The sequence below is a fragment of the Corynebacterium propinquum DSM 44285 genome, assembly GCF_000375525.1.
GTDB lineage: Bacteria > Actinomycetota > Actinomycetes > Mycobacteriales > Mycobacteriaceae > Corynebacterium > Corynebacterium propinquum.
In genome coordinates this window covers 1-22,658 of sequence record NZ_AQXC01000003.1, presented here as the reverse complement: position 1 = coordinate 22,658, position 22,658 = coordinate 1, and the positions used below count along the sequence as shown (strand labels likewise).

General features: G+C 59.2%; 22 protein-coding genes, 1 tRNA gene and 1 pseudogene. 11 read left to right on the top strand and 13 right to left on the bottom strand.

Annotated features, from left to right (window positions below):
- Positions 1-3 precede the first annotated feature (3 nt).
- The 7 genes from B142_RS0103535 (at position 4) to gluQRS (ending at position 6,709) form a co-directional block, all read left to right on the top strand.
- Positions 4-498, top strand: a complete 495-nt coding sequence (locus B142_RS0103535; protein ID WP_018120169.1) for a tRNA adenosine deaminase-associated protein — start codon at positions 4-6, stop codon at positions 496-498.
- Between the two features lie 12 nt (positions 499-510).
- The gene (locus B142_RS0103530; protein ID WP_018120168.1) at positions 511-1,074 is read left to right on the top strand and encodes a nucleoside deaminase; all 564 of its coding nucleotides are present in this window, start codon (positions 511-513) and stop codon (positions 1,072-1,074) included.
- Positions 1,075-1,131: 57 nt separating this feature from the next.
- The gene (locus B142_RS0103525; protein WP_018120167.1) at positions 1,132-1,356 is read left to right on the top strand and encodes a hypothetical protein; all 225 of its coding nucleotides are present in this window, start codon (positions 1,132-1,134) and stop codon (positions 1,354-1,356) included.
- A gap of 478 nt (positions 1,357-1,834) precedes the next feature.
- A tRNA-Ser gene (locus tag B142_RS0103515) sits at positions 1,835-1,925 on the top strand.
- 104 nt (positions 1,926-2,029) lie between these two features.
- The gene (locus tag B142_RS0103510; RefSeq protein ID WP_018120165.1) at positions 2,030-4,507 is read left to right on the top strand and encodes an MMPL family transporter; all 2,478 of its coding nucleotides are present in this window, start codon (positions 2,030-2,032) and stop codon (positions 4,505-4,507) included.
- A gap of 5 nt (positions 4,508-4,512) precedes the next feature.
- The gene (gene tgt, locus B142_RS0103505; protein WP_018120164.1) at positions 4,513-5,763 is read left to right on the top strand and encodes a tRNA guanosine(34) transglycosylase Tgt; all 1,251 of its coding nucleotides are present in this window, start codon (positions 4,513-4,515) and stop codon (positions 5,761-5,763) included.
- Positions 5,747-6,709: a tRNA glutamyl-Q(34) synthetase GluQRS gene (gene gluQRS / locus B142_RS0103500; protein WP_018120163.1), complete on the top strand. Its 963-nt coding sequence runs from the start codon at positions 5,747-5,749 to the stop codon at positions 6,707-6,709. The genes tgt and gluQRS overlap by 17 nt, the downstream gene beginning before the upstream one ends.
- 599 nt (positions 6,710-7,308) lie before the next feature.
- On the opposite strand, the gene B142_RS12855 is transcribed toward gluQRS, so the two are convergent.
- Positions 7,309-8,070, bottom strand: coding sequence for a TetR/AcrR family transcriptional regulator (locus B142_RS12855; RefSeq protein ID WP_018120162.1), 762 nt, complete (start codon positions 8,068-8,070; stop codon positions 7,309-7,311).
- Complete coding sequence (locus tag B142_RS0103485) at positions 8,067-9,611, bottom strand: MFS transporter (RefSeq protein WP_018120161.1); 1,545 nt, start codon at positions 9,609-9,611, stop codon at positions 8,067-8,069. The genes B142_RS12855 and B142_RS0103485 overlap by 4 nt, the downstream gene beginning before the upstream one ends.
- A gap of 249 nt (positions 9,612-9,860) precedes the next feature.
- On the opposite strand from B142_RS0103485, the gene B142_RS0103480 reads away from it, so the two are divergent.
- Positions 9,861-11,879, top strand: a complete 2,019-nt coding sequence (locus B142_RS0103480; RefSeq protein ID WP_018120160.1) for a BCCT family transporter — start codon at positions 9,861-9,863, stop codon at positions 11,877-11,879.
- Here the strand turns inward: B142_RS0103480 and B142_RS13155 are convergent.
- A pseudogene (locus tag B142_RS13155) lies at positions 11,876-11,986 on the bottom strand (type II toxin-antitoxin system YoeB family toxin); the annotation flags it as partial. The gene B142_RS0103480 and the pseudogene B142_RS13155 sit on opposite strands and share 4 nt — an antisense overlap.
- A gap of 98 nt (positions 11,987-12,084) precedes the next feature.
- Here B142_RS13155 and B142_RS11770 point away from each other — a divergent pair.
- The gene (locus tag B142_RS11770; protein WP_236658191.1) at positions 12,085-13,155 is read left to right on the top strand and encodes an SLAC1 family transporter; all 1,071 of its coding nucleotides are present in this window, start codon (positions 12,085-12,087) and stop codon (positions 13,153-13,155) included.
- Between the two features lie 27 nt (positions 13,156-13,182).
- On the opposite strand, the gene B142_RS12850 is transcribed toward B142_RS11770, so the two are convergent.
- Entirely contained in the window at positions 13,183-14,580 is a 1,398-nt protein-coding gene (locus tag B142_RS12850; RefSeq protein WP_162138198.1) for an MFS transporter, read from the bottom strand.
- Positions 14,581-14,710: 130 nt separating this feature from the next.
- Here B142_RS12850 and B142_RS11760 point away from each other — a divergent pair, with 130 nt between their 5' ends.
- A complete protein-coding gene (locus B142_RS11760) occupies positions 14,711-15,760 on the top strand; it encodes an SLAC1 family transporter (protein ID WP_081604916.1) in 1,050 nt (349 codons plus the stop codon).
- A 42-nt stretch (positions 15,761-15,802) separates the two neighbouring features.
- On the opposite strand, the gene B142_RS0103460 is transcribed toward B142_RS11760, so the two are convergent.
- The 7 genes from B142_RS0103460 to B142_RS0103430 form a co-directional block, all read right to left on the bottom strand.
- Complete coding sequence (locus B142_RS0103460; RefSeq protein WP_236658192.1) at positions 15,803-16,003, bottom strand: type II toxin-antitoxin system RelE family toxin; 201 nt, start codon at positions 16,001-16,003, stop codon at positions 15,803-15,805.
- A gap of 46 nt (positions 16,004-16,049) precedes the next feature.
- Positions 16,050-16,286, bottom strand: a complete 237-nt coding sequence (relB, locus tag B142_RS0103455; RefSeq protein WP_018120155.1) for a type II toxin-antitoxin system RelB family antitoxin — start codon at positions 16,284-16,286, stop codon at positions 16,050-16,052.
- Positions 16,287-16,379: 93 nt separating this feature from the next.
- Positions 16,380-17,111 (bottom strand): ABC transporter permease, encoded by a 732-nt coding sequence (locus B142_RS11755; protein ID WP_018120154.1) that lies wholly within the window; start codon positions 17,109-17,111, stop codon positions 16,380-16,382.
- 3 nt (positions 17,112-17,114) lie between these two features.
- Positions 17,115-18,047 (bottom strand): ABC transporter ATP-binding protein, encoded by a 933-nt coding sequence (locus B142_RS0103445; protein WP_018120153.1) that lies wholly within the window; start codon positions 18,045-18,047, stop codon positions 17,115-17,117.
- A gap of 86 nt (positions 18,048-18,133) precedes the next feature.
- Positions 18,134-18,841: a response regulator gene (locus B142_RS0103440; protein ID WP_018120152.1), complete on the bottom strand. Its 708-nt coding sequence runs from the start codon at positions 18,839-18,841 to the stop codon at positions 18,134-18,136.
- 17 nt (positions 18,842-18,858) lie between these two features.
- On the bottom strand, positions 18,859-20,040 hold the full coding sequence (locus B142_RS0103435; RefSeq protein ID WP_026167807.1) for a sensor histidine kinase: 1,182 nt from the start codon (positions 20,038-20,040) through the stop codon (positions 18,859-18,861).
- Positions 20,041-20,105: 65 nt separating this feature from the next.
- Entirely contained in the window at positions 20,106-20,777 is a 672-nt protein-coding gene (locus B142_RS0103430) for an NADPH-dependent FMN reductase (RefSeq protein ID WP_018120150.1), read from the bottom strand.
- A 126-nt stretch (positions 20,778-20,903) separates the two neighbouring features.
- Between B142_RS0103430 and B142_RS0103425 the strand changes: the two genes are divergently transcribed.
- Entirely contained in the window at positions 20,904-21,224 is a 321-nt protein-coding gene (locus tag B142_RS0103425; protein WP_018120149.1) for a hypothetical protein, read from the top strand.
- Positions 21,225-21,582: 358 nt separating this feature from the next.
- On the opposite strand, the gene B142_RS0103420 is transcribed toward B142_RS0103425, so the two are convergent.
- Both B142_RS0103420 and B142_RS13740 read right to left on the bottom strand, forming a co-directional pair.
- Positions 21,583-22,479, bottom strand: coding sequence for an IS3 family transposase (locus B142_RS0103420; RefSeq protein WP_018120148.1), 897 nt, complete (start codon positions 22,477-22,479; stop codon positions 21,583-21,585).
- Positions 22,479-22,658 (bottom strand): hypothetical protein (locus B142_RS13740; protein WP_018120147.1); only part of this gene is annotated, 180 nt, incomplete at its 5' end. The genes B142_RS0103420 and B142_RS13740, both read right to left, overlap by 1 nt.

Sequence of the window (22,658 nt, the reverse complement as noted above, 5' to 3'; positions counted from 1 at the left end):
GGTATGAACCAGCAAGATTTTGGCCCGAGCTTCTCCGTCGTCGTCACCACCGTCGATGGCGCCTGGACTGTGCGCAGCTACGCGGATGATTTCGACGACATCGACACGTCCATCACCCAGGTGCGCAATCTGCGTTCGGAATCGGCTGCTTTCGCGATGCTCTGCGTTGACGACGACTACTTCGTGCTGGTCCGCCCCACGCCCGGCGGGGTGCGGCTGCTGCTTTCCGACGCCACGATGGCCGTCGACGACGACTTCGCCGCCTCTGTGCTGGACCGGCTGAACATCGACGTTCCGGATATCGACGTCGACGAACTCGACGAGATCGAAGGCTGGGCCGACGGCGATTTCGACATTCTCGCAGACTTGGGTGTTTCCGAGCAGATGCTGGAGGTGATGACCGACAACTTGGATGAATCCCCCAGCGACCAGCTGGTGCGCATCGCCGAAGAGCTCGGCTTCGACGAAGAATTCCTGGACGTCACCGGGCTGGATTAGAGGGTCCGTTTCGTGCTTGACGACGCATCGGTGGGCGCATCGGCGGGCGCAGTGCAGCGCCGGGTACCTGACGACGCATCGGCGGGCGCATCGCCATACCCAGTGCTCCCGGAGCAATCCGTGCTTACGCGCGCACGCTCCCGCATGGACCGTGCTCTTGCAGCCGCGCGCGACACCCCGGCCGGGGACATCCCCGTCGGGGCAGTCGTGTTTGGCCCGGACGACGAGCCAGTCGCGGCGGCCACCAACCGTCGGCAAGCGGACAATGACCCCACCGCACACGCCGAAGTTCTGGCCCTGCGGGCAGCTGCAAAAAAACTCGGGCGCTGGCGGCTGGAGGACTGCGAGCTCGTGGTCACCCTGGAGCCGTGTGTGATGTGCGCGGGAGCGGCCGTGGCTGCGCGGATAGGCAGCATCGTGTTTGGTGCCTGGGAACCGAAAACCGGGGCGTGCGGGTCATACGTGGATGCGGTGCGCGCGCCCGGAGCCTTGTACGTGCCGGAAGTCCGCGGTGGGGTGGCAGAATACGAAAGTCAGCGGCTAATTCACAGCTTCTTTTCAGACTTGCGGCGGTGATCTCCGGTACAGTGGTTCCTGTTAGCTTCACAAACGTTTCCTAGGAGGGAAAAGATTATGGCTGATGCAGAAAGCTTCCTGGACAAGGCTAAGGCTAAGGGCAAAGAGATCGTTGGAGAGGTTCTCGACAACGACGAGATGAAGAACGAAGGCAAGGGCGAAGCCGCAGCTGCTGAGGCTAAGGGCACCGCCAACGACGCCAAGGACAAGGTCGAAGACAAGGCTGACGACCTGAAGGACAAGGCTTCCGAGACCCTCGGCAAGCTGACCGACGACAAGTAAATTGTCTGCTTAAAACACCCGGTTAGCTGTGCTGGCCGGGGTTTCCGCCCGTTCGCGTGGGGTGCATTGCGCACTGCATGCGGCGGGCGGTTTTTCTGTGTGTGGGGTGTGCGGGGTGGGCATGGCTTTTGGGGGCGCTGCGTCGGCGGTGGGGGTAGATGCGTGCCGACGGCTGCGCTGGAGTCCGGGTTTGGTGCTGAAGCGTGCGGGTGCAGTTTTTTCGGGTGCGGCTGCTCCGGAAATGGTGCCGTTTTACAAATAGAGTCTGATTTGGGCCCTGTTTTGGGTGTCTATTTGCAAAACGGCGCCACTTACGCGACTTATTCCGCCTTGCCCATCCCGGTTTTCTCTCTGCAACGGCCGTCCACCTGGTTCACCTCGCACACGCCCCACACCCTACACACCTCACCCAGCCAACCCACCCGCCAACCCTCCCCGGATTTGGACACAGCCCGCGGTCTGTTCTATCCTTATCGGCGGTGGCGTGTCCGAGCGGCCGAAGGTGAACGCCTCGAAAGCGTTTGTTGGGTAACCCCCAACCGCGGGTTCGAATCCCGCCGCCACCGCCATTTTTCGAGCAGATCCTTATACCAAGGGTCTGCTTTTTTAATATCGACAACAGTGTTAGCTAACAGCGCTGGCTAGCAGCAGTGGCGAGAGTAAGGCGAACAACGTGGCAAAGTTTTTGTACCGGCTGGGTTTGTTCTCCTTCCGCCATAGCTGGAGCGTGATCATCGCCTGGATCGTCATCCTGGCGGCATCCGTCGGCGCGGCGTTGAGCCTGTCCGGCTCGTTCACCGGTGACTTCGAAATCGACGATACCCCGACGATCGACACCACCAAGCGCGTCGTCGAGCTGTTCCCAGAAGGCGGAAACCCGGCCGCCGCAGCCACGGTGAACCTGGTCTTCCAAGCCCCGGAGGGCGAAAAACTCAGCGATCCGGACAACACTGCCGCGATTGACGACGTCATCGCCAGCCTGGAGGAAAACCTGGTCATCGAGGATGAGCTGCGTTTCGGCAACCCGGTCACGCTGTCGCCGGAGCTGGTGGAAACCGTCGAGCGCATGGGCGTCGAGCAGGGCCTGCCGGAAGAAACCGCCCGCCTGGATGCGCAACATTTGCGCCTGCTCAATGACGACGAAACCATCGGCTGGACCACCTTCAAATTCGATGCTCCGAATGCCTATGAGGTGCAGCCGGAGCAGTACGACGCCGTGCACAGCGCTATGGATATTGGCCGTGACGCTGGGCTGACGGTGGAGGCTTCCGGCGAAGGCTTTGGTGACCCGATCGAGATCGAGTTGTCCAACGAGTGGATCGGTTTGTCCATCGCCTTCATCGTGCTGGTGGTGACTTTCGGCTCGATGATTGCGGCGATTCTGCCGATCGTGACCGCGATCGTGGCTGTGGCCATCGGTGCATTGTGGGTCATCACGGCCACCGGCTTTGCAGAGCTGAATGACATGACCCCGGTGTTGGCGCTCATGGTCGGCCTGGCTGTCGGCATTGACTATGCGCTGTTTGTGATGTCGCGTTACCGCAGCGAGCAACAGCGTCTGCCGAATGACAAAGCCATCGCCCTGGCCTGCGGTACGGCGGGCTCGTCGGTGGTTTTCGCGGGGCTTACCAACTTCATCGCGCTGGCCATGCTTTGGGTTGCGCAGATCGAGTTCCTGACCGCGATGGGTCTGGCCGCGGCAGCGACCGTCGCTCTGGCTACCGTCGTGCCGTTGACGCTGTTGCCTGCGATTTTGGGCTTGCTTGGCGATCGCGCCTTCGGCTTCGCACTCCCCGGTATCGCAGGCCGCCCGCGTCGCAACGGCACGGTGAAGCAGGGCCCGACGCTGGGTCGGCGCTGGGTGGGCCTCGTGCAGCGTTTCCCGGCTGTGCTGTTGTTGCTGGTTGTGCTCGGGTTGGGTGCGGCTGCCACGCCGTTGACGCGCCTGGAGCTCGCGTTGCCGAATGACACCACGGGCAGCCCGGACACCACTCAGCGCAAGGCCGCGGATTTGAAGGCCGAGGGTTTTGGTCCGGGCACGAATGGCCCGCTGTTGACGCTTGTCGACGCCCACACTGTTAATGAGGACGCCGCCGCGCTGCAGGCGATGATTGAGCTGCAGGGCGAGGCTGAAGATCTCACCCGCGAGGATAAAGCTGCCCGCGCGAGTTTTCTGTACACCGTCAACCAGATCAACACGTTGTCCGCCGTTGAGCATGCCCAGTTGGTGGATCTTGCCGACGACGGCCGCGCCGCCCAGATCCTGGTCACCCCGAAAACCGGCCCGGCTGATTCCGCCACCGTCGACCTGGTGGAAAACCTGAACCGCGTCAACGCGGAGGTCGAACGTGCTACGGGTGTCAGCGTCGGCCTGACCGGCCTGACGGCGGTGCAGGTGGATATCACTGAGCGCCTGGCCCAGGTCATGCCGCTGTATCTGGCGGTAGTCGTCGGCGTGGCCGTGCTCTTGTTGATCATGGTCTTCCGCTCCCTGCTGGTTCCGCTGGTCGCCGGGGTCGGGTTCTTGCTTTCGGTGGGCGCGGCTTTCGGCGTCACGGTGCTGTTTTGGCAGGAAGGCTTGGGCGGCTTCGTCGATGCTCCGGGGCCGTTGATCTCGTTTATGCCGATCTTCCTCATTGGCCTGACTTTCGGGCTGGCCATGGATTATCAGATCTTTTTGGTCACCCGCATGCGGGAGGCTTTTGCCGCGACGCACGGGGATGGTCTGCAGAAATTCGCCCGGCATGACCCGGATGCGCGGGATTACAACCGGATCGATTATTCCACCATTGCTGGGTTTAGCCAGGGCGCGCGCGTCGTCACGGCCGCAGCTGTCATTATGATCGCGGTGTTCGTTGGCTTCATTGGCCAGCCGTTGCCGTTTATCAGTATTTTCGGTTTTGCGCTGGGTGTGGCGGTGCTTTTCGACGCCTTCTTCATCCGCATGACGTTTGTGCCCGCCGCGATGTTTTTGATGGGGCGCGGCAACTGGTGGTGGCCACGCTGGCTGGACAAGGTGATCCCGCACCTGGATGTGGAAGGCACCAGCTTGGAAGATGACGACGAGGTGCCCGCGCTGGATCGGGAAGAACGGCAAAACGAGCATGCCCTGCGTAATGAGCAACCCAGCAAGCATCGCACGATAAACTGACCGCTATGACTGATCTGAGTTTCACCGTCAATACCCACCTGGATCTGCCGGGAATGCAGGGCCGGACGGGCACGATCACCACCCCGCATGGCCCGATTAATACCCCGGCGTTTATCCCGGTAGCGACCAAGGCGACGGTGAAAACGCTGAGCCCGGAACAAATTCGGCTCACCGGTGCGCAGGCGATCCTGTCCAACGCGTACCACCTGTATTTGCAGCCCGGCCATGACATTGTCGATGAGGCCGGCGGCGTCGCCAAGTTTGAAAGCTGGCATGGGCCTACCTACACCGATTCTGGTGGTTTTCAGGTGATGAGCCTGGGCGTGGGGCATAAAAAGACCATCAAGATGGACTATGAGCAGGAGATGGCTGAGTACACCCCGCGGAAGGTGAACAAGGATTCGTTGGCGATTGTCGACGAGGACGGCGTGAATTTCCGCAGTGTGTTGGACGGTTCGCGGCACCGGTTTACTCCGGAGAAGTCGCTGCAGATTCAGCATGGTTTGGGTGCGGATATCATGTTTGCGTTCGACGAGCTGACCACGCTGGTCGATACCCGCGCGTACCAGGAAGAATCGGTGGCGCGCACGCATCGTTGGGCGGAGCGCTGCCTGCTAGAGCACGACCGGTTGACGCGGGAGCGTGCGCACCGGCCGAAGCAGTCGCTGTGGGGCGTGATCCAGGGGGCGCAGCATGAGGATCTGCGCCGGCAGGCCACCCGTGGGCTGGTGTCGTTATCGCAGGAGGCCGAGGCGGCCGGTCGGCGTGGTTTCGGTGGCTATGGCATTGGTGGCGCGTTGGATAAGGGCATGCTGGGCACGATCGTCGGCTGGGTGTGCGACGAGCTTCCCGACGATAAACCTCGCCACCTGCTGGGCATTTCCGAACCGGACGACGTGTTCTGGGCGATTGAAAACGGCGCGGATACCTTCGATTGCGTCTCGCCGACGCGCCTGGGCCGCCGCGGTGGTGTCTACACGCTGGATGGCCGGATGAACCTGAAGAACAAGCGCTTTGAGCGGGACTTTTCTGGTGTCGATGAGGAATTCGGTGGCTATGTTTCGCAGAATTATTCGCGCGCGTATATCCGGCACTTGCTCAAGGCCAAGGAGTTTCTGGCGGGCACGTTGTGCACGATCCACAATCTGGAATTCATGATTCGCCTGGTTGATAGCATCCGGCAATCGATCGACGGCGGTTATTACCGCGAGTACCGCGATGAATTCCTGGGCCGGTACTATGCACACACCAAATAGCGCTGCTGCGGCTGGTGCTACAGCTAACTCTGCTGGCACCTGGGGTGTCGGCCGCTACGCGCCGTCGCCCACCGGGGACCTGCACTTTGGCAATCTGCGCACCGCGGTGGCGGCGTGGTTGTTTGCGCGTGCCGACGGGCTGGGCTTTGTGGTGCGCGTCGATGATTTAGATTCGCAGCGCTGCCGGGAACACTTCGTCGACAGTCAGTTGGCGGATCTGCAGGCGATTGGCCTGGACTGGGATGATCGCGGTGCAGAGTTGCGACAGTCGGATCGGGAGGCGGCTTATGCCACAGCCGTCGACAAGCTGGCAGGCCAAGGCTTGGTGTATGAGTGTTATTGCTCGCGCAAGGATATCCAGCAGGCGGCGTCGGCGCCGCACCAGCTTCCGGGCGAGTACCCGGGTACGTGCCGGGATTTGAGCGAGACGCAGCGCGTGAAAAAACGTGAGGAACTTGCTGGTCAGGGCCGGGGTCCGGCGTTGCGGTTGCGTGCGGGGTGTAGCGAGTTTAGCATCACCGACCGGTTGCACGGGGAATACACCGGTCGGGTGGATGATTTTATTGTGCGTCGTGGTGGCAATTTGGCGCAGGCGCGGGATTATGCCTATAACCTGGCGGTTGTGGTCGATGATGCGCACCAGCAGGTTACGCAGGTGGTGCGGGGGAATGATTTGTTGTCGTCTGCGCCGCGCCAGGCGTATCTGGCGCAGCTGTTGGGCCTGGCCGCGCCGGAGTATGCGCACGTTGGCTTGGTGGTCAACGCCAACGGGCAGCGGCTGGCGAAGCGCGATGGTCCGATTTCTTTGCGCACCATGCCTGCCGCTCGAGTCGTCGGCGAGATTTTCGCATCCATTGGTTGCGCTGGTGCGACGTCGTTGCACGAAGCTCTCGAGAGTTTCCGCCCGGAAGCTCTTGCCGACGACTACGTGTGGGCGGCAGGCTAGCAGCGCTAGTTCTCTAAATCTTCATCGTGTTTAAGAAGCATGGAGCTGAGCGCGCCCAAGTGCTCAAATTGCGCCTGGAAGGCATGAGCATGCTCGAGATTGCCAACTGTCGCCCCGGACGGCGCCATGCATGCCAAGCAAATAATGGTTCAGTCAGACGGATCTGACAGAACCATTATTTCACGATTTTGCTGCTCGTTTCGCTACAGCTTCCCGCCCCAATATATAAGTAGCTCCTACGAACCCGAAAAACGCAATACTCCACAGAAGAGTCGTAAATCCTGAGCTGGGCAACGAAGTTGCCAGAAGCAGCAAAGCTGAACTCAATAGTGCAATTAGAATACCCAGTCCTACGTTTTTATTGTTCCGAGAAGTATTCATCTTAACTCCAAACTCTTCCGGTATTGTGGCTTGAAACACACATTAGTCGCACCCCAGCGCCACGTCTAGGGGATTGTTGAAAGCTAGTAATCATTACTACCCTTTATTTGGGGGTGCGTGCCTATTTTTGCCACCCGGAAGCGCTTGCCGACGACTACGCGTGGGTGGGACGCTAGCAGCGCTAGCAGTGCCAGCACGGCTGCGCCGCTCACCGGGCGTTAGTTACCCAATTGCGCCGCATAGACCTTCGCGAGCGTCGCCAAGCTGGCATATAGAGTGGCGTCGTCGCGATCAATCAGCCACAACTGCGCGGTACCGAACAGCGCGCCGAGGATATTTTCAGCCAACATATCCGCTGGTTGCGCCCAGGTTTTGCCGGTGGCTGCGGCGAGGTAGTCCAGGATGCTGCCGATCAGTTCACGATAGCTGGCGTTGGATTCTTGCATGATCACCCGCAGCTGCTCATCCCGGGCGCACATCAGCGCGAGTTCTTGCTGCGCGGCTTCCTCCCACGGATCGCCGATCAAGTTATCGGCGTAGCTGGCAAAAGCGGCGTGCAAAATGCCTTCCGGGGAAACGGTCTGCTCTGCCGGGCTGGCCGCTTGTTTCGGGGTGATGTCTGAACCGGTGGCCTGCTCTGCCGGGCTTGCCGCATGTTCCGGGGTGTTGGCTTCCGGGGCGGCGAAGCGTCGAAAAGCGGCCGTGGAGCGGTCAATATCGTCCCGGACGACGGCACGGATCAGCTCGTCTTTCGAGTGGAAGGCGTAGTGCACCGAGCCATGCGGCACCCCGGCTTCCTTAGCGACGGCGCGCGTCGTCAAGCCGAAGGCTCCATCGCGGGCCATGACGGTGTGGGCGACGGCGGTGAGTTCGCGGCGGCGTTGCTCGGCGGGGACGCGTTTACGCGACTGCTGGGAGCCAGAGTTGGGGCTAGAGCTGGAACTAGCGTCGGATTCGGTGTTCGGGTGTGTGCTGCTCATCGTGGTGAAATCTCCTGCGGGTGGTGGACAGATTCCTCGATGCGGCGGGAATATTCGCGGATACCCCACCAGCCGACAGCCGCCGCGCCCAGCGCGATGAGTGCGCCCGCACCGGTGGCGACATTCATGCCGGTCAGGTAGGCGTCGTTGGCGGCGGCGATGAGGCGTCCAGCCTGTTCTGCGGGCAGGCTAGCGGCGATCTCGTGCGCCCCGCCGAGGGTATCGCGGGCACTGACGGCCTGCGCGCCTTCCAACCCATGCTCGTCGGCATGCAGGTTCCGCGCATATACTCCCAGCCCCAGGGTGCCTAGCAGCGCGGTGCCCATCGCGCCACCGAATTCGTAGCCGGTTTCCGAAATCGCCGAGGCCGCCGAGGCGCGCGCCGGGGGAGCGGTGCTGAGTACAACCTCGTTGGTCAGGGTTTCCGAGAAACCGATGCCGAAACCAACCGCGGCCGCCGCAGCCACGACCAGCAGCATCGTCGATCCAGTGTCCAAGAACGATGCCAGACCGAAACCAAACGCGGTGATCGCAGAACCAATGGTGATGACCTTCCGGATGGAGACCCGCTTGGCGACGGACGGTGAAACGAAGGTTCCGGCCATCGTCGCCACGGCCAGCGGCAGCATCCACAGGCCCGCGCTCATGGAGCTATGGCCTTTGACCAGCATGAGGTACTGCGGATAGAAGAACGTGAGCCCCAGTAGTGCGAGGGTGGCCAGCATGTTGACGGTGATCGCGGCGGCGAATCCGGGGCGCGCGAAAAGCTCCAGGTCGATCATCGGGTTGGATATACGACGCTGGCGGCGGATGAATAGCGCGATGAAAGTGATACCCGCGACTAACGCGACGACGCTCGCTACCGATGGTTGTTTGATCAGAGTTTTCAGCGCGTAGACGACCAGGAGCAGACCGGCGATGGACAGCGCAGCCGAAGGGTAATCGAATTTCTGCGGGTTCGGGTCGCGTGATTCTGGCAGCAGGTACCACGCGGCGGGCAGGAATAGCGCCATGACCGGGGCGTTAATCAAGAATACTGAGCCCCACCAGAAGTGTTCCAGCAGCAGACCGCCGAGCACCGGGCCGAGCGCGCCGCCGCCACCGAAGGCGGCTGCCCATACGGCGATGGCTAGGCGTCGTTCGTGCGCGTCGTCGAAGATGGTGCGGATTAGCCCCAGTGTCGACGGCATGAGGGTGGCCGCGGAGGCACCCAGGGCGGCGCGGGCGAGAATCAGCAGCTCCGGGTTGGGGGCGAATGCCGTCGCCAGGGAGGCCAAACCGAATGCGGGGGCGCCGATCATGAGCATGCGTTTGCGGCCGAAGCGGTCGCCGAGCGAACCTGCTAGCACCAAGAGCCCTGCCAGCAGGAAGCTATAGATGTCGATGATCCACAGCATTTGTGCGGAAGTTGGGCCGAGGCCTGCGCTGATGGCGGGCACGGCGATGCTGATGACGCTCATGTCGATGCTCAGCAGCAGCACCGGGCCGACGAGTGTGGCCAGCGCGAACCAACGTGCCGCGGGGGATTGCATCGCTGTCATGGGTTTTCAGCACCGCCTTGTGGGTTGAGATATGTGTTTTGGCCGGGTGGCCAAGTCGACTTCCGCTAGTCTGCCATAAACTTGGCCGTCTGGCCAATAGTGGGCGTGAATATACAACGTGATTTATGCGACAGCCTGCCTTATAGTTGCATAGCAGTTATCTCAAAATTTGTTGAGAAATGCTGGGAACGGCAAAACAGCAAAGAGAACACACCCCAGAATTGAAGAACAGTTACAAGGAGAGCGGCGATGGCGGAAAATGATGCCGAAGGTGCGGGCACGAAAGCCAAACGCATCCTGCGGGAGGTGACGTACCCGCACAATATTCACCCCGCGATGGTGCCGGGAGTGTCCGTGGAGGATCAAAAGATCCGCTATCGCGTCGACAAGCCCATGCTCACCGTGGTGGGCGGCTTGGTCGTGGCGTTCATCCTGTGGGGCGTGCTGGCTCCGGAGCAGGTTTTCGACGTGTCATCCACGGCGCTGGATTGGATCATGACCAACCTGGGCTGGGTGTTCACCATGATCGCCGTGGTGCTGTTCTTCATTCTGCTGGTGCTCGCGTTCTCCAAATACGGACGCATCCCGCTGGGGTTGGACGATGAGAAGCCCGAGTATTCCACGCTGTCCTGGGCAGCGATGCTGTTTGCGGCTGGTATTGGTATTGGCATTATTTTCTTCGGGCCGTATGAGCCGCTCAGCCACTATTTATCCCCGCGGCCGGGCGCGTATGAGGCCGCCAGCGAAGAAGCAATCAAGGGTGCAATGGTGCAGTCGACGCTGCACTGGGGCGCGAGTGCCTGGGCGATTTACGGAATCGTCGGCTTGTGTGTTGCCTATGTTTCTTTCCGACGCGGCCGCGTACCGCTGATGAGCTCGATCATGTTGCCGCTGCTGGGCAATAGGTCGACGGATTCGCTGCCAGCGCGCATTATTGATGGTTTGGCGATCATTGCCACGCTATTCGGTACCGCCGCCACATTGGGTATTGGATCTTTGCAGATCGCCAGCGGTTTCGAAGTGGTTTCTGGCTGGTCGACGGCGGGCAATACGGTGGCGCTGATCATCATCATGGTGCTGACCATCGCGACGATCGCATCGGCGGTCTCCGGCGTGGCCAAGGGAATTCGTGTGCTGTCGAATATCAACTTGGTGCTCTCGATCGGCATCGCAGTGTTTTTCTTTGTCGTTGGCCCGACCGCGTTTTTGATGAATGCATTGCCAGCGGTGATGATCGAGTATTTCGCATCATTTGGTGACTCGATGTCTGCGCACATGGGTGAAGGCGAAGACATGCAGGCGTTCTTGTCTGCGTGGACCACGTTCTACTGGGCGTGGTGGATTTCCTGGGCGCCATTCGTCGGGGTGTTCGTCGCCAAGATTTCGCGCGGGCGCACCATCCGCCAGTTTGTGCTGGGTGTGCTGTTTATTCCGTCGACCATCATCATGACGGCGTTTGCTGTGCTGGGAGGAACGACGATTTGGCTGCAAAACCGTGATCATTCGATCGCGCCTGATGGCACGGCAGATACGATGCCGGCACCAGAAGAGATTTTCTTTGTGGTGCTAGACCAGTTGCCTGGCGCGCACATTATTGCGCCGATCATTATCGTGGTGCTGATTATTTTCTTCGTGACGACGGCCGATTCCGCGTCGTTGGTGAACTCGCAGCTATCACAAAAAGGTAACCCTAACCCGAACCCGTGGATTACGACGTTCTGGGTTTTGTGCATGGCTGGTATTGCCGTGGTGATTTTGCTTTCGGGTGGGCAGGACGCGCTACGCGGTATGCAGAACCTGGTGGTGGTTACGGCGTTGCCGTTCGCGTTCATTTTGATTTTGATGTCAGTGGCATTGTTTAAAGAACTGCGGAATGACCCATTTACCGTGCGCCGGATTTATGGCGACCGCTTGGTGGCGAATTCGGTAAAACAAGGCGTGTCGAAATACGGCGACAACTTTGCGTTGTCGATTGAGGAATGCCCGCCGGATAGCGATTATTCTGCTGGTGGTAATTGGGATTCGCATGCCGCCGAGAATGTTGGTTGGTACACGCGCACCGACGAGCAGGGCCGCGCTATTGAATACGATTACGAGACCGGCGAGTACCTGGAAGACGTAGAGCCGTACGAAGCGACTGCACGTGCTGCACGTGGGAGAGCCGAGCAGGTTGCGGTGGACGACGGGGATGTCGCTGACGACGCTGGCGATACTGACGACGCTGGTGGCGCTGGCGAAACGGGGTCTAGAAACTCTAGCGGGTCTTAACGTCCATAGTGGTATCTGCAGGAAGCAATGCGAAGTTCATCGCCGAAAATTTTATAAACTAGCCGGTGCTCATCTGTGATTCTCCGCGACCAATAGCCCGGAAATCCCGTTGAGTGCCTTCGCCATTTTCGAGCTGTTCGATTGAAGCTAGTAGTCGGCGAGCATTAGCCGGGCTTATGGTGGCAATCTTTGTGCTCCTACAATGATGCAGGTGACTGAATCGCCGCACCTGCACCACGAACCACCCGAAGCGAAAACGACGCGTGCCCCGCAGCAAAAATCAACGATGACCCTGCCACCAGCCGGGCCCGCATGGGCTGCTGCGGTGATGGGAAGTGCCTCGCTCGCGCAGGTCGTAGAAATCTACTGGGGTGTCAGCGGTGCCGGGCACCCCGCCGCGGTGGCGTGGTATTTCATCGCGACGGCCATGCTGGTGTGGATCATCACGGGGTTTGTGCGGCACCGCAACCCGCAGTTTGTGCCCGAACACCTGCCGGCGTGGGCGATGACGGCGATGGGGATTCTTGCGTTGTCGATGGCGACGTCTGTGGTGCTCGGCTGGTGGTGGTTACACGCTGTCTACTGGCTAATTGGCACGGTGCTGGCTTTCGTGGTTTCGATTCGTTATCTGTCCCATCTAGTGCATTTGCCCAGGGCTGAGTATTCTTCGGTGAATTTCACGTGGTCATTGCCGTTGCTCGCACCGGTGGTGAACGCGGCGTCGGCGGGAATGCTCGCCCGGCATATCACCGATGCCGGTGGTAACGGCACACTATCGTTTCTTGTGCACGCTATCGGCGTAGTCGGTTTGTTGCTGGTGTTGGTGACAGCTGTGCCGTTGTTGGTGGCGATTTATAGTGGGTTAGGGCGGAAGAGACTAAAAATACCGCGGAATTTCACCACTATTTATTGGATCCCGCTCGGGTTGGTTGGTCAGGCTACGGCCGCGGCGCAGTTGTTGGGGCGCAGCGAACCGTGGGGCAGTATTGCCTACGGGTTTGGAGTGGTGACCATGGTGATCGGCATTCCCGTAGCGATTATTGCGGCCACCAACCACTGGCCACAAGTATCCCGCAATTCCATGGCGTATAACCCGACCTGGTGGTCCTGTGTGTTTCCGCTGGGAACTGTGGTCTCGGGCCTTAGCCACATGAATAACGCCAGTGGCCAAGCCGTGTGGATTGGCATCGGTAATGTGCTGTTGTTGTTGCTCATTGTGCACTGGTGCTGGGCGTTTTTCGGTGGTGTGCGGCATGTTCAGCAGAGGCGCGGCTAGTTCGAAGTGCCTGGGGCCGTGGACTAATTACTTTTGCCCTACTCGCCACTGCCGCAGACCAACCCATCCCAGCCCCAACACGACCAGCACCACGAACCCGCCGGAAGCCACCGCCGCCGCACTATAAAAATTCACAAACACTGAGGCCACAGCCAATACCCCGATCGCACCGATGCGCCCGACGACGCCGACCAGCGAGGTTATCGCGCCGATGCGTTCCACTGACGACGCCCGCCGCACCCCGAAGGCGGAATAGTTGGCAAAAACGATCAGTAAAAACGCCAGCGCCCCGTAAAACACCAGGTACACCCAGCCGTCGGCAAGATACGACAGCCACGCCAACCCCGGGAACGCCACCACGCCGGCAACCACGAGCGCGCGCCGCCGGAACAGCACCTCTGGGCGAATAAAAGACGCCCCAAACGCCATCCCAATAAACAGCAAATATAAAAACAGCAGGTGCGACTCCGCGAAGCCCTTTTCCAAGCCGACGGCCTGCCACAATTGAAAATGCAACTGTAAAAACGCCTGCGCGACCACCGCAAGCAGCAAAAACTGCCGCAACGCCGCCGAATCCCGCATCTCCTCCACGGTCGCACGCGCGTGTGATCTCAGCTCCTGCCACAGCCTGTGCGCACCGCCAATCCGTGTGGCATCACGCTTGTCGACGCTCGCCCCGGCTTCATTCTCGCCGACGCTCTCTGCGGTTTCATTCCCGCCGACGGTTGCCACCTTGTGCTGCTCCGGGATCCGGAAGAACAACGCGATCGTGACGACGGAAATCACCGTGGCTCCAACAGAAATGAAATAAATATTCGCGCCCACCGACAAATACAGCAGCGCGCCGATGGTGCTGCCGATCATCATGCCGAGGTATGCGCTTTGCCCTTCTTTGCGCACCAACCAGGAAATGCGTGATTCAACGTGATCCGGCGCAGTGGGGCCCGCGGCGCTTTGCGTATCCGGCGCACCCACCGTGCCTGCTGCTACACCCTGCCGATTCTTCGCGTTGTTGATCAGCGCGGCATCCAAGGTGCCGGATTCTAGGGCCGTCGCCAAGCCATAAATGACCCAGGCCAGCAACATTAACGGAAAGCCGTGCCCGAAGATCACTACCAGGAAGAATATGCAGAACACGAGTCGGGAAATAAAATACAGCGTGCGGCGGCTGATCATGTCTGCGATGGAGCCCGAGGGGAATTCGAAAAGCAATACCGCGACGCTAAAACCGGCCTGGACCAGCAGGATCTGCGACAGGCTTAATCCCTTGTCCAGCAGCAGCGGCGTCAAAATCGCGTGCGGGACCGTCAGCGCGAGGTTCATGAGCAACTCGGCGGCAAAAAATGGCGTGGCGACGTCGGCAAGAACGCGCAGCTGCTCCCCGGACTGCATGCGCCCCTGCTGGCTGGTTTTCGGTCGCGCCACGGTGGTCCTTATCGCTGAGTTTTGCCTATCTTGATCATCTGATTGACAAAACAATAGCACTGTGACCGGGGCAAACAAAAGTTTCTGAAAATTGGGCCGCGACATTGCTGTGATATAGATCGCGTCTAGAATGGGGTGGGTGACTACAACGCCGCACTTGCACCACGAACCGCCCGCGCCACGGCCGAAACGTGCTGCACTGAGCCTGCCGCCCGCTGGCCCCGGGTGGGCGGCGTCTGTGATGGGTACGGCGGCGCTCGCACTGGGTGTCGAATCCTACTGGGGAGCTAACGCCATGGGTCACGCAGCGGCTGTGGCCTGGTATTTCGTTGCGACGGTTCTGCTGGCTTGGGTGATTGTCGGATTTGTTCGACACCATAACCCACCATTTGTGGCAGAACACCTCCCGGCCTGGGCGATGACCGCCATGGGGGTGCTTTCGCTGTCGATGGCTACTTCGGCGGTTCTTGGCTGGTGGTGGTTGCACACCGTCTACTGGATTTTCGGTACTGTGCTCGCTTTTGTGGTGACTGTCCGGTACCTGGTTTATTTGCCGTCTGCACAGTATTCGGCGGCGAACTTCACCTGGGCGTTACCGCTGCTTGCGCCTGCGGTGGCCGGAGCCCCGGCGGGAACACTTTCCCAGCACCTCACCGATACCGGTGGTAACGGCACACTATCGTTTCTTGTGCATGCTATCGGCGTGGTGGGGCTGTTGATGCCGCTGATTACAGCGGTTCCGGTGCTGGTAGCGGTGTATATCGGCCTGGCCCGACAGAAATTAAAAATGCCGCTGAACTTCACCACCATTTATTGGATTCCCCTCGGCGTGATCGGCCAGACCACAGCCGGGGCGCAGTTGCTGGGGCGCAGCGCACCCTGGGATCATTTTGCTTACGTATCCGGTGTGGGGATTATGGTGATCGGAGTACCGATACTGCTCATCGCGGCTTCGAAACACTGGCCGCAAGTATTCCGCAATTCCATGGCATATAACCCCACCTGGTGGTCCTGCGTATTCCCGGTTGGAACGGTGGTTTCGGGTTTGAATCAACTGACCAATGCCAGCGGCCATAACGCGTGGATGATCGTCGGGACCCCAATGCTGCTCTTACTTATTGCGCACTGGTGCTGGGCGTTTTTCGGTGGCGTGCTCTATGTGCACCGGCGGCGCGGGTAGCCCAGAGATTGTCATCAGTGACTGGAAACGAAGAAAGCGGGACTACTCGTAAATGTTGCGGCGGTGGCCCATGTCGAGGACGATGATGGTTACCTGTTCGTCGTAAATATCTGCAATAACCCGGTAATCCCCGACGCGCCAGCGCCATAACCCGGACTTATCTCCCACTAGCGCTTTGCCGCGAGAGCGGGGATCGTCAAGCGCGGCCAGCTCGCGTAAATATCTGCTCACCCGGCGTTGGATCGGTTTGTCTAATTTTCGAAATGTCTTGGCAGCCTGCGGGGCAAAATTAATCTCCCAAGCCACACTCTGCCTCTAGCTCATCTAACGAAATAGTTTGCAACTTTCCTTCGCGCACAGCTTGCGCATCAGCTTGCAAGGCATAGATGTATTCCAATTCAGCAAGATGCGCTTCCAGCGCCCGACGAATATAAAAGGCCCCCGAGCGACCGGTGCGAGCAGACAGCGAATCTAGCCGACGCTTCTGCTCTGCATCAACGCGAAAACTAATTACCGATCCAGACATGTATACAAGTTTACAACTGGGGCTAGGCAACGACAACCGTCATCAATGGTTTAGCTACCATAAATAATTGTTGCCAGAAGCAATTCCTAACCCCTACTTCACATCGCGCTTCTGGTTGGCGAGAAAGCCCAAGCCACACAGCACGACCAGCCAGCCAACCAACACTGCGGCGCCAGCCCAGCCGGTGTGGATGTAGTCGTAGAAAGCGAAGCCGGTGGTCAACGAGCCAAAGGTGGTGTTAGGCAGCAGTTGGGCGACTGGGCGTAGGAATTCGTAGATCATCGCGGCAGAGGCCAGCAGTTGCTCGACGATCAGCATCCAGACGATCGGTAGCCCGACCGCCGCGATCTGTGAACGCACCAGCGCGGCCAAACCAACCGCAGCCACGGCATACAACGGGTAACCAATGAGCACAGCCCACAGGATGCTGGTGGCTCCACTGGAATCTAGGTGCAAACCAAAAACTGGCGCGACCACGAGCGATATCCCGATAGAAACCGCGAGCAACACCAGCACAAACACCCCGGTGACCAGCATTTTTGCCGCTAACCAGTTCCAACGTTGCGGTTGGGTCAAAAATGCCTGCCCGTGCATGCCGTGCGCCAGATCGCGTGAGGTCGATGCCGCAGCATAGATAATCGCGAGCATCTGAAATAGGTCCCCGGCAATCAGCAGGTCATTCCAATAAAAATCCGTCGTGGAATCCGAGGCGAACAGCCCCATCAACACGACGGGTCCAGCAATCGAACCCACCAGCAGGATCGCGTAGACCCACGTGCTGCGCAGACTCGTTAGTTTTGCAATTTCTGAGCGGACTACATTCATGGTTTAAGCGCCTTTCCGGGTGGAATATTCTTGGGCATCGGCGGTAGCAGTCAAGAAACGCTGCTCCAGGTTCTGCGATTCGGTGCGCAGACCAATAATTGGGATTTGGTGTTCGGCAGACAGCTTGCCGACGAGCCGGCGGATTTCAATTTCCTCCGTATTTTCCGGAACCTCCAGCGCCAACACACCAGCATCCCGCGTCGACACGTCCAACCCGGCTGATTGCAAACGCTGCGTGAGCTTGTCGACGTCGTCGCCACCAGCTTCCACCACCACTTTGGTGCCGCCGCGCAGGAATTCCTCCATGCTGTATTCGCCGATCATTTCACCGCGACCAATCACCACTAGGCGGTCGGCGGTCTGCTCCATCTCGGAAAGCAAATGCGAGGAAACCAACACCGCGCGGCCTTCATTAGCCAGGTGGCGGATGGTGTGCCGCATCCAGCTCACCCCTTCTGGGTCCAGGCCGTTGACTGGCTCGTCGAGGATCAGGTGTTTTGGATCACCCAACAGCGCGCTGGCCAAACCGAGGCGTTGTTTCATGCCCAGCGAGTATCCGCCGATCTTTTTGTTTGCGGCATCGGAAAGGCCCACGAGTTCCAGGCATTCGTCGACACGGGCAGCAGAGATTCCCGCACCGTAGGCCAGCACCCGCAGGTGCGCGCGCCCGCTGCGGCCCGGGTTAAACCAGGTGGCTTCCAGCAAAGCGCCGACCTGCGCGGGTTTGTTGCGCACTCGGGAAAATTCCGTGCCATCCACAAAGGCTTGCCCGCTGCTGGGCTTATCCAACCCGAGGATGCAGCGCATAGACGTCGACTTACCGGAACCGTTGGGGCCCAAAAAGCCCGTGACCGCTCCGTCGGGGACCTGGAACGTCAAATCTTTGATGGCGGTTTTCGCACCATACTTTTTGGTTAGTTGTTTAACTGTGATCATGCCACCAGTATGGCAGCAGGCGCTAGCCGTGTATATAGTGCTGCGGGTGGAAATTCAGGCCTCATACCGGAGTATGAGGTTGCGGTTTAGCCCAGCCCATGATGCACGGCATAGAGCACCGCTTGCACCCGGTCGCGCGAGTTGGTTTTCCGCAAAATGTGCGTGACGTGCGTTTTCACCGTCGGCATGGAGACGAACAGCTCCTGCGAAATTTCTTGGTTCGACAGCCCGCGGGCCATCAACTGCAAGATTTCTGTCTCGCGCGGGGTAAGCGGTTCTGTTGTAGCGTTGTCGCTTGCAGAGTTGTCGCTGGAGCGGTGCTGCTTGTCGACGCCCACACTGGCCGCGCCCCCAGCGTTGCCAGAGCGCATGCTGCGCAACAGACGGGCGGTGGCTTTCGGAGAGATGATCGCTGTGGATTCATCCACGGTACGCACTGCCTGCAGCAGATCTTCCGGTTCGCTGTCTTTCAGCAGGTATCCGCTGGCACCGGCTTCGATTGCGCCGACAATATAATCGTCGTTTTCAAACGTCGTCAAGACGATGATGCGCGTATCGGGGTGAATTTTTAAAATTTCACGGGTTGCGGTGATGCCATCGGTGTCCGGCATTTGAATATCCATCAACACCACGTCCACCGGATCATTCGCTGCCTGGTTAATAGCCACCGTGCCGTTGTCGGCTTGCCAGGCCACCGTGATGTCGTCCTGCGAATCCAGCACCATGGCAAAACCGGTGCGCACCAGCAGCTGATCGTCGGTAAGCCCGACCGTGATGGGGCGCGTCGTGTCCATGTTCATCCTTTGGCCGCTCATGTTGGAATCTCCACCGTGACGTTGAAACCGCCTTCATAATACTGCGAGTTGCCCCAGCGCGCGGTGCCGCCATGGATACGGGCGCGCTCACGCATGCCCTGCAAACCACGACCGGTAGAATCCACGGCCTCATACACACCGGTTCCTGGAGCATTGTCGACGCTCACACGCACCGACGAAGCCGCAGACCAGTCGACTTCCAGGCGCGCGTCGGTGGGCCCGGCATGCTTCATGATGTTGGTCAGTGCCTCCTGCACGATGCGATACACCGTCAATCCACGGGCAGGGTCCAACTGCCGACGGGTGCCGGTCTCGTGCCAATCGATATGCACGCCGCCGCGCCGGGCCTCGTGCAACAATTCTTCGATGCGTTCCAGGCCCGGCGACGAGGATGTCTCGCGGGTGTCGTCGTCACGCAAAACACTGAGCAACTGGCGCATTTGCGTCAATGCGTCCCGGCCGGTGTGCGAAATGGTGGTTAACGCCTGCAACGCGGCCTCGGGGTTATGGCGCGCGGCGTAGCGCCCGCCGTCGGCCTGCGCGATAACCGCGGTGAGCGAGTGGGCGACGATATCGTGCATCTCGCGGGCGATGCGGGTGCGCTCGGTGACTGCGGCGAGTTCCGCGCGGGCGTGGAGTTCTTCTAAGCGCAGGCGTCGGCGGCGGCTACGCAGCCCCAATTGCCAACACAGCGCGATGGAAAGGAGGGTGATGAAGATGAGCGCGGAATACAAAACGAAAAACTGTTGTAGGCCAAGGGTGCTATCCAGCCCGAGAATCTGGTGTAGGAAGAAATAGCTGCGCACCGTGGACAGCACCAGCGTGCCGACGGCGCCGAGCAGCAGCAACGTCACCCAGAGTTTGCGGCGCACCGGCAGGTTGGCGGCGATGAAATATGCTTGCCAACAGACCACCGCATAGCCCAGCAACGAAAACCCATTGGTGGCAACCGCCAGTACGGTCAGTGTTGCCGCCAACAGCATCAGCGCTGGCTCCGGGCGGCGGCGTTGCCACAACAAACCCACCCAGAGCACCGCGGTGATAGCTGCGGTAAGCGCACCCGGGGGCCGGGGAGTAAGACCGGGATCGAAATCAACGTCTGCGAGTGCCAGCAGCACCAGCAGAGGTGTTTGCACCAGTACTTGGCGCCACAAAGATTTATCCCGCATGAGGCTCATGCTGCCAGTTTAGAGCGGTGGCGCTAGAGCCGTGGCGCGTGCCTAGTTAGAGCCGTGGCGCGTACCTAGCGCATGAGCTCGGCGAAGCGCCGCAGGTAGTCAGCGACGAAGTCGCGGGTTTTGTCGTTGTTGAACGCACCGGCGTCGTCAAGCAAGTTCGGCGATTGTCCCAGGAAGACCTCTGGCTGGCCTGGGGTGGGCATTTCGAAGTAGGAGAGTGCCAGGCGCAGGTTCTTTTGCGAGCTGTAGCCGCCCATGCGCCCGACGGAGTGGCTGATGATGCCGGCCGGGAGGTGTTTCCAGGCGACATCTGAGTTTGGTTTGGAGCCGATGTCGATGGCGTTTTTCAGGCACGCCGGGATGGTGCGGTTGTTTTCGGAGGTCACGAACAAGATTCCGTCGGAGGCCTTGATGGTTTCACGGAATTCGGTGTAGGAGTCTGGGGTCTGCACATCGGTGACTTCTGGGTCGTCGTAATCGAAGTTGTACAACGGCAGGTGCCCAATTTCGACGATGGTGCCGGTGCAGTCTGATGGTAGTAATTCGATGGCTTGTTTGGCGATTTTGCGCGCGAATGATCCGCCGCGCAGACTGCCGACCAGCACCGTGATCTGCTTTTTCTTGCTTGCCGACGCTTTCTGTGTGGGTGATGCCTGGGTGGGAGCTTCCTGTGCGAGCGTCGTCTGTTTGGGCGCTGTTTGGGTGTTGTCAGTTGCTGGGTTGTTCATGCGCAACATCCTTCCTCTGTGCGTAGTAGGCTTGCTGATAATCAGTGGGTAGATGTAGTGAACAATTAAGTTCAGTAGCCTGAAGTCTAACAAAGTTTGTGTTGCTTAAGCCCGTTTGCAAGGAAGGAGCCTGCGATGTCGCAAGCAGTCGACAAAGAATGCGCCTGGCTGGAAGCAATTAGTGTGTTCCAACAACTACGCAAAGGTAATTACCAAGCCGGGGTGGATGCGCTCTGCCCGCCCAAGGGTGCAGGTGTCAAGGGGGAAGGTGTAGAAGGTACAGGTGTCGAGGGGGCAAAGCTCGCTGGGCAGAGTGAGTACTCTCAAAACGAACAGCAAGAAATAGCCCACGGCCTTATGCGGATGTTGGCGATCTTGTTGCGTGGAGAAGACCAGCAAAAACTTGATGATTTCGTGGATGTTGCGCTGGGGATGGCGCCGCCACCGCGGAGTTAATAGGTTAATCGGGTGGTCTCACCCCGCCGCGGTGCTGATAAGACATTCCATCGCCGGTGATCATGCGTTTGGTGCGTTTTTTACAAATAGGCCCGCTGAAAGTGGCCTTTTTCGTTCACTATTTGTAAAAAAGACACAATACGCTGGTCGGGCCCCGGCCGGGCACACTTTTGTCGCATATCCCGCATGTCCCCATATCCCTCGCATAACCCGTCGTTGAGGGTTAAGCGACAAAAGGGGATGCGGACGTTTTGTTAGACACTTTTAACCTCACGCTACCGCAGCCATGCGATAACGTGTGATACTCATACCTGGGGATGCCCGCAAGTCGTGGACACGTTGTTAAGCTGCTTAGGGGTTAAGCAGCGGCTTTCTTATTACCATTTTGATCAGCGAGCTGGGCTTCGAAATCGACGGGGCTTACCATCCCGATGGCTGAGTGGCGACGGCGCCGGTTGTAGACAATCTCAATCCAGCGGGCCACCGCCTTCCCGGCTTCGTCACGGGTTCGCCATTTCCTCCGGTCATAGAATTCGGTCTTCAATGTCGACCAGAACGACTCGGCCATCGCATTGTCAAAGCAGACACCAGTACGGCCGACCGATTGAGCAATACCTAGTTCTTGACAGACCTGCCACAACTTTTCGCTCGTAAACTGAGTGCCGCGATCCGCATGGAAAACCAGCCCCTCAGGCACATCACCACGCAGGGTGTAAGCCATGCGTAATGCGCGTTCAACCAGGTGAGTATCCTGCACGCTATCCATAGACCAGCCTAGGACTCGGCGGGAGTGTCCATCGCGGATAACGCATAGGTACAGCCATCCTTCTCCGGTGCGTAGATAGGTAATATCTGACATCCACACCCGGTTGAGCTGCCCTTGATCAAATAATCTTTTCACCAGGTCTACAAGCGTGGACTTCCGCCTGGATTGAATCGTCGTTACGGGAACAAACACCCTGGGCGAGATGCCCTCAATACCCATCATCCGCATGCGTTTGGCCACGGTTTTGCGATTCACATAGACCCCATCCTCAGCGAGTTCTGCAGTAATCCGTGGGGCACCGTAGACTTCGTCAGAATCCTCCCAGATGTCATGAATACGCTTGTCCAACTGGTCGAGGAATCTCTGACGGCTATCATCGCCGCGCAGTCGGCTGGCTTGAACCTGCACCCATTTATAGTACCCAGAGCGAGAAACCTCTAATAACCTGCTCATTCGTTTTATGCTGTAGTTCGCCTTCTCCTGCTGCATTAGCTCAAATTTTTCCGATCGCGTTGCGACGCCACGAAGAAGGCGGTGGCTTGTGACAAGAACTCATTATCCATCTTGGCCTCAGCTAGCTCACGACGTAAACGTGCATTTTCGGCTCGTATATCGGCATCACTGCGGCCATCTACCGAGCCTTGGCGTTCCCGCTCGAGTTTGACCCA

Bases quoted from the DNA above. Each gene is read 5' to 3' on its own strand.
- B142_RS0103440 (WP_018120152.1), bottom strand. From the start codon at position 18,841: ATGGACACGACGCGCCCCATCACGGTCGGGCTTACCGACGATCAGCTG.
- B142_RS0103435 (WP_026167807.1), bottom strand. From the start codon at position 20,040: ATGAGCCTCATGCGGGATAAATCTTTGTGGCGCCAAGTACTGGTGCAA.
- relB (WP_018120155.1), bottom strand. From the start codon at position 16,286: ATGTCTGGATCGGTAATTAGTTTTCGCGTTGATGCAGAGCAGAAGCGT.
- gluQRS (WP_018120163.1), top strand. From the start codon at position 5,747: ATGCACACACCAAATAGCGCTGCTGCGGCTGGTGCTACAGCTAACTCT.
- B142_RS0103425 (WP_018120149.1), top strand. From the start codon at position 20,904: ATGTCGCAAGCAGTCGACAAAGAATGCGCCTGGCTGGAAGCAATTAGT.
- B142_RS11755 (WP_018120154.1), bottom strand. From the start codon at position 17,111: ATGAATGTAGTCCGCTCAGAAATTGCAAAACTAACGAGTCTGCGCAGC.
- B142_RS0103535 (WP_018120169.1), top strand. From the start codon at position 4: ATGAACCAGCAAGATTTTGGCCCGAGCTTCTCCGTCGTCGTCACCACC.
- tgt (WP_018120164.1), top strand. From the start codon at position 4,513: ATGACTGATCTGAGTTTCACCGTCAATACCCACCTGGATCTGCCGGGA.
- B142_RS12855 (WP_018120162.1), bottom strand. From the start codon at position 8,070: ATGAGCAGCACACACCCGAACACCGAATCCGACGCTAGTTCCAGCTCT.
- B142_RS0103430 (WP_018120150.1), bottom strand. From the start codon at position 20,777: ATGTTGCGCATGAACAACCCAGCAACTGACAACACCCAAACAGCGCCC.
- B142_RS0103525 (WP_018120167.1), top strand. From the start codon at position 1,132: ATGGCTGATGCAGAAAGCTTCCTGGACAAGGCTAAGGCTAAGGGCAAA.
- B142_RS0103485 (WP_018120161.1), bottom strand. From the start codon at position 9,611: ATGACAGCGATGCAATCCCCCGCGGCACGTTGGTTCGCGCTGGCCACA.
- B142_RS11760 (WP_081604916.1), top strand. From the start codon at position 14,711: ATGGGGTGGGTGACTACAACGCCGCACTTGCACCACGAACCGCCCGCG.
- B142_RS0103480 (WP_018120160.1), top strand. From the start codon at position 9,861: ATGGCGGAAAATGATGCCGAAGGTGCGGGCACGAAAGCCAAACGCATC.
- B142_RS11770 (WP_236658191.1), top strand. From the start codon at position 12,085: ATGCAGGTGACTGAATCGCCGCACCTGCACCACGAACCACCCGAAGCG.
- B142_RS0103445 (WP_018120153.1), bottom strand. From the start codon at position 18,047: ATGATCACAGTTAAACAACTAACCAAAAAGTATGGTGCGAAAACCGCC.
- B142_RS0103420 (WP_018120148.1), bottom strand. From the start codon at position 22,479: ATGCAGCAGGAGAAGGCGAACTACAGCATAAAACGAATGAGCAGGTTA.